5 protein-coding genes and 4 tRNA genes are annotated in these 5981 nt (G+C 48.2%); 3 read left to right on the plus strand and 6 right to left on the minus strand.

Going from position 1 to position 5981, the window contains the following annotated elements; all coding sequences use genetic code 11:
* Positions 1–105 precede the first annotated feature (105 nt).
* The 4 genes from ACF8PK_RS13775 to ACF8PK_RS13790 all read right to left on the minus strand — a co-directional run bounded on the left by ACF8PK_RS13775 (position 106) and on the right by ACF8PK_RS13790 (position 512).
* Positions 106–181, minus strand: a tRNA-Thr gene (locus tag ACF8PK_RS13775).
* 13 nt (positions 182–194) lie between these two features.
* Positions 195–269: transfer RNA gene (locus ACF8PK_RS13780), tRNA-Gly, on the minus strand.
* Between the two features lie 35 nt (positions 270–304).
* A tRNA-Tyr gene (locus ACF8PK_RS13785) sits at positions 305–389 on the minus strand.
* Between the two features lie 47 nt (positions 390–436).
* A tRNA-Thr gene (locus ACF8PK_RS13790) sits at positions 437–512 on the minus strand.
* A 207-nt stretch (positions 513–719) separates the two neighbouring features.
* On the opposite strand from ACF8PK_RS13790, the gene coaA reads away from it, so the two are divergent.
* Positions 720–1643, plus strand: coding sequence for a type I pantothenate kinase (coaA, locus tag ACF8PK_RS13795; RefSeq protein ID WP_014203983.1), 924 nt, complete (start codon positions 720–722; stop codon positions 1641–1643).
* 51 nt (positions 1644–1694) lie between these two features.
* On the opposite strand, the gene birA is transcribed toward coaA, so the two are convergent.
* Entirely contained in the window at positions 1695–2657 is a 963-nt protein-coding gene (birA, locus tag ACF8PK_RS13800) for a bifunctional biotin--[acetyl-CoA-carboxylase] ligase/biotin operon repressor BirA (protein ID WP_232658386.1), read from the minus strand.
* The gene (murB, locus tag ACF8PK_RS13805) at positions 2654–3697 is read right to left on the minus strand and encodes a UDP-N-acetylmuramate dehydrogenase (RefSeq protein WP_392441843.1); all 1044 of its coding nucleotides are present in this window, start codon (positions 3695–3697) and stop codon (positions 2654–2656) included. Before murB ends, birA begins: the two co-directional genes overlap by 4 nt.
* A 65-nt stretch (positions 3698–3762) precedes the next feature.
* Here murB and ACF8PK_RS13810 point away from each other — a divergent pair, with 65 nt between their 5' ends.
* Both ACF8PK_RS13810 and pssA read left to right on the plus strand, forming a co-directional pair.
* Positions 3763–4197 (plus strand): GNAT family N-acetyltransferase, encoded by a 435-nt coding sequence (locus ACF8PK_RS13810; RefSeq protein WP_238770588.1) that lies wholly within the window; start codon positions 3763–3765, stop codon positions 4195–4197.
* Positions 4198–4286: 89 nt separating this feature from the next.
* Positions 4287–5627, plus strand: coding sequence for a CDP-diacylglycerol--serine O-phosphatidyltransferase (pssA, locus tag ACF8PK_RS13815; protein WP_004728247.1), 1341 nt, complete (start codon positions 4287–4289; stop codon positions 5625–5627).
* The last annotated feature ends 354 nt before the right edge of the window (positions 5628–5981 follow it).

Raw genomic sequence — 5981 nt, forward strand, 5'->3', positions numbered from 1 at the left:
GGGTTGTCCCTCTAGGTACGGATATAGGTGGCTTTAAATAATGACCACGCAACCAAAAATTACCGGTAGTAAAGTATATATCAAAAGGAAAAGTTTGCTTAGAGCTGGTGCTGATAGGCAGATTCGAACTGCCGACCTCATCCTTACCAAGGATGCGCTCTACCGCCTGAGCTATATCAGCACTCTTAAATGAGTGGAGCGGGCAGCGGGAATCGAACCCGCATCATCAGCTTGGAAGGCTGAGGTAATAGCCATTATACGATGCCCGCAACACGTAACTCTGAGAGCTATTTCCTTAAGAATATGGTGGAGGGGGACGGATTCGAACCATCGAAGGCGGAGCCGGCAGATTTACAGTCTGCTCCCTTTGGCCACTCGGGAACCCCTCCAAATTTTTTACCCATTTTACGACTTGGAGTCTTACTCCGAAGGAAAATGGTGCCGACTACCGGAATCGAACTGGTGACCTACTGATTACAAGTCAGTTGCTCTACCTACTGAGCTAAGTCGGCATAAGTGGAGCGCATTCTATTGAATGATTTCTTACCTTGCAACCCTTAAAACCAAAAAAAATCCAAATTTGGCACGTTTTTGTTTATTCGATGATTTTTCACTCAAATTTCGATTCAATCGCTAATTCTGTCATCTTTCTCATTTGAATTATCAGCGCCATATTGTATGTTCCCCTCTCTTATTCTAATTATACGATTGAGCATTTTATGAGCCCGTACTTGTCTTTTGCTCGTCATCAGTGGGCAGAGTTACGTAATTCTGTGCCTATGACGTTGTCGGAAACGGACCTTCAAGAGCTGCAAGGCATCAATGAAAACCTAACCATCAAAGAAGCGGTGGAGATCTATCTGCCCCTTGCTCGGTTACTGAACTTGTATGTTGCTGCAAGGCAAAGCCGTAACTCAGTGCTGAATCAATTTTTGGGGAACACCGAGAAAGCGCCACCGTTTGTGATTGGCATCGCTGGTAGTGTTGCCGTCGGGAAAAGCACCACCGCTCGTCTACTCAAAGCACTGTTGTCACGCTGGGAAAATCACCCGAAAGTCGAGCTGGTCACCACCGATGGATTTCTGCATCCCAACCGCGTGCTCAATGAACGTGACATCATGCATAAGAAAGGGTTTCCAGAATCCTACGACATGCGTCGTTTGGTGCAGTTTGTCTCGGACGTGAAAGCAGGCGAACCCCATGTGGAAGCCCCAATCTACTCGCATCTAACTTACGACATTACGCCGGAGATGAAGGTCGTTGATCGTCCAGACGTGTTGATTATCGAAGGGTTGAATGTCTTGCAAAGTGGCATGGATTATCCGCACGATCCGCATCGTGTTTTTATCTCTGACTTCCTCGATTTCTCGATTTATGTCGATGCAGACAGCTCCATGATTGAAAAATGGTATGTCGAACGCTTTATGAAATTCCGCCAAGGTGCGTTTATGAAACCGGGTTCTTACTTCAGCCACTACACCCAGCTCACGGAAGAAGAAGCGATAGCCAAAGCCAAAGACATTTGGCACACCATCAATGGAAAAAATCTGCAGCAAAACATTTTACCGACCAAAGAGCGCGCCCAACTGATTCTGCGCAAGAGCCACAATCATACGGTCGAAGAAGTACTGCTCCGGAAGTAACCGTTGAGCAACAAAAAAGAGGCAATTCGCCTCTTTTTTGTTGGGGTTCACTTATTCACCTTTGCGAAGCGAAATTTCGCCGCCGATAAAGCTCTTAATGCCGTCGTCCATTTCGAGCAACACGCCACCATGCGCATCGATTCCACGCTCAATACCGGTGATCTCGTTGTCCCCCATGATCAAGCGAACTTTTCGGTCAATAAAGTTATCCAACCGATTCCAACGCCCAACGAAGTCTTGCATGCCATACAGCTCATAATCACGCAGCGCCTGATCCAGCGCTTGGATGAAGGCGACCGCCAGCTGATTGCGATCCACATGATCTTGACCGATCACTTGTGACAAGCTTGACCACGGTTGATCAATATTCGACTCACGATCCTGCATAATGAGGTTCATCCCCATACCAATCACCAAGTGTGCCGCGGCACCGGCTTGACCCGATAACTCCACCAGAATCCCAGCCAGTTTGCGGTCTTGATAATACAAGTCGTTTGGCCATTTCAATTTTACGCCTTCCAGCCCCATGTTTTCCAAGGCTTCCACAATCGCGACACCCACGACCAAACTCAGTCCCATTGCCGCAGCGATACCAGCGTCTAGTCGCCAATACATGGAAAAATAGAGGTTCGCGCCGAAAGGTGACACCCAATGACGACCACGACGTCCTCGTCCATTGGCTTGGTACTCCGCCAAACACACGGTGCCAGATGTCAACGTATCGACATTATCCAACAGATACTGGTTAGTTGAGCCAATAATCGGATGCAGCTCAACCGGGTTACTCACCTGGGCTTGAATCAGCGCTTCATCCAACATATGTAGCGGCTGAGCCAGCTGGTAACCTTTCCCTTGAACGCGAAAGACATCCACACCCCATTCCTGAATTCCTTGAATGTGTTTGCTGATCGCGGCACGGGTCATGCCTAACTGGGCACCAAGTGATTCACCAGAATGAAAAGCACCATCCGACAGGGTCTTCAATAATGTCAGTTTTACGCTATGCTCTTTCACTCTGCATTCTCCATTAAATGGGTTAAATATGTTTCTTGGGTCGCGCCCATAAAACGCACTTCATGTTCGAGACAAATCCCGTATTGTGCTTCAACGCGACGGCGTACCAACGCAGCCAGTTCAACCACATCCTGCGCGGTGGCCGTTCCTGTATTGATCAAGACCAAGGCTTGTTTCGGATGCACTTGTGCACCGCCAACACAGACGCCCTTCAAGCCCGCGCTATCAATCAGCCAACCCGCCGCAACTTTCACCCCATCCTGAGTGGGATACGCCACCATGTCAGGGAATGATTGTTTCAATCGGTCATATTCAGCCGGCCGAATCACGGGATTTTTAAAAAAGCTGCCGGCATTTCCGGTCACCGCAGGGTCGGGTAGCTTGTCCATTCGCGTGCGGCAGACGGTTTGATAAACCGCTTCTGGCGAACAGTCATCTCCCAACACTTGTAACGGACCGTAAGACGCGACGGGCTGCCAATCTTTATTCAAAATTAATCCCACGGCAACGACAATCGCTTTACCGTACAATTGATGTTTGAAAATGGAATCTCGGTAACCAAACAAACACTCTTGCGCGCTGAGACGTTTGATGGTGAAGCTCTCGAGGCACAGGTAATCCACGTACTGACAGATATCTTGGAACTCAACGCCGTACGCACCGATATTCTGAATCGGTGCAGAGCCCGCGCAACCGGGAATGAGCGCGAGATTCTCCAAACCATAAAACTGCTGCTTCATACACCAGGTCACTAAGGCTGGCCAATCTTCGCCACCATTGACATGCAAGTAGTGATGTTGGGCATCGTCACGATACGTAATTCCCGTCATGCGATTAACCATCACCAACCCTTGAAACGGCTCGGTGAACAGCATATTGCTCCCCTTGCCCAACATCAGCTTGGGAAGCCCCTGCCAGCGTTCGTCCTGATGCAGTTGTATCAGATCATCAGCCGACTCAATGATAGCCAGCGCCTTGCAAGATTGTTCAATACCAAACGTATGGTAAGGCTTTAAGTTCGCGTCGAGATGTAATTGCATGAGATTCTTTGAATAAACTAAACTGGGATCATTCTACAACAGATGTACTTTGAAGACAGATACAAATGCCGACTCTGCAATTTGAACCCATAGACCCGATAAAGTTGCCCCTAGTGAAACGTTTTTATCAGCAACATTATGCGAGCACCAAACCCAAACGTGACGAGTTGATGATCGGCGCTTATGGCAATCAAGGGCTGTGTGGCATCGTGCGATTTCGCATGGTGGCGCAATATCGCCTGCTGACGGGCATGGCGGTTGAGAGCACGCAACGCGGCACGGGGATTGGTCATGCATTACTCCACTACTGTCAGGCACACATTCTTCAACAACATGACTATTGTTTCGCCTATGCCCACCTGACTGAGTTTTATCGCAAAGCGAACTTCATCCCCATCGCTGCCGAAACATTGCCTGCAGAGCTACAGACGCTGTTTAAGCGTTATTCATCAAGCGGTAAAGATCTCATTCCGATGCAATTCATACCCGAGATATGCTAAGAATTGTGCACTTTCCTAGCCTTTCTTTGCTGAGTTTTGGTAATATGCTCTGCTCGCAATTTTGCACGTACGTAAGGTAAAGCATCCCTATGATTGCTCGTAGAAACCCATTCGAACAGCTACCAACTATTGCGCAAGATCCGAATAAGTTTGGTGTTTTGTTCTCTGCCAAAGACTTTCGCACTCATCTGATTGAGTCGATTCGTCAGGCAAGTAAGCGTATCTACATAGTGGCGCTCTATTTAGAGAATGATGATGCTGGTCGAGAAATTCTCACTGAGCTGTATGAAGCGAAACAGCGTAATCCCGGCCTAGACATCAACATTTGTGTTGACTGGCATCGCGCGCAACGGGGTCTGATCGGTGCAGCTTCGTCAGAAGGCAACGCAGCAATGTATAAGTCCTTCAAAGAGCAGTACGACCACTGCATTCCGGTTTACGGCATTCCCGTTCGTGGTAAAGAAGTCTTTGGTGTCTTACACTTGAAAGGCTTTATCATCGACGACCAAGTCATCTACAGTGGTGCCAGTCTCAATAACGTCTATCTGCATTACAAAGAACGTTATCGCTTTGACCGCTACCATACGATCGAAAATCAAGTGTTGGCCGACAGCATGGTTGAGTTTATCCAGCAACAAATGCTGGCTCACCCTGCGGTGAACGATCTCGCATGCCATAGCAAGCCAACCACGAAAGAAATCAAAACGGACATTCGTCAATTCCGAGCGACATTATCGCAAGCGGATTACCATTTTGAATCCCAAGACGTCGGCCCCGATCAAGTGGGTATCACACCCTTGGTGGGGATCGGAAAACGTCGCAACCGCCTGAACCAATACATTGTTCAGTTGATTGCTCAAGCGAAAGACGAAGTCTTCATCTGCACACCTTACTTTAACTTTCCGAAAGGCGTTGCGAAGGAAGTCCGTAAGGCAATCCGACGCGGCGTGAAAGTCCATATTGTGGTGGGTGACAAAACGGCAAACGATTTCTACATTCCACCAACACAGGAATTTAAAACCATTGGTGGCTTGCCGTATCTGTATGAACTCAACCTGCGCCGCTTCGCTAAAATCAACGAAGCGAATATCGCCAGTCGCAAACTTTCTATCCACCTGTGGAAAGACGGTGACAACAGCTTCCACTTAAAAGGAATCTGGGTAGATAAGCGCTATATGCTCATCACTGGCAACAACCTCAATCCACGCGCTTGGAAGCTGGATCTTGAGAATGCTATCCTGATCACCGATCATTACCACCACCTGACGGAACGTTTTGAGCAAGAAGTCGAAAACATTCTTCAACACACTCAATTGGTGTGCACCTACCGCCAAATCGAGAAGTTAGAAAACTACCCAGAGAATGTTCAGCGTTTAATTCGTAAAATCACCCGCGTCAAAGCCGACCGCGTGCTGAAACAAATCCTCTAAGCGACTCCCTCCTCTTTGAGCCGATGCCTGTGCATCGGCTTTTTTGTCTCGACTCCCCCGCTCTTCTATCTTAACGTCTCAACACCTCATCGAACGCTCCCTCAAATCACATGCTATCTCATCAGTTTGTTAATAAGCCCTATCCACCGCCTCAATAGCGCACTATCAGTAATGGGGTCATTGGTGTGGAATCTAATCATGATGTGCAATTCATAAAGGACGGGAGTGCAGGCGGCGCGATGCTGTGTAGGTAACCTCATCAAGCCAGAGCAGCATGACGTAAAAAGGGGAAGGGGAGCTGAACGAGCAATCGCGCTGAGATAAAGGATGGAGATTCGGTGCGTTTTCTAAACG

The organism is Vibrio sp. CJQ_6, from assembly GCF_043106745.1.
In the GTDB taxonomy this organism is placed as follows: domain Bacteria; phylum Pseudomonadota; class Gammaproteobacteria; order Enterobacterales; family Vibrionaceae; genus Vibrio; species Vibrio furnissii.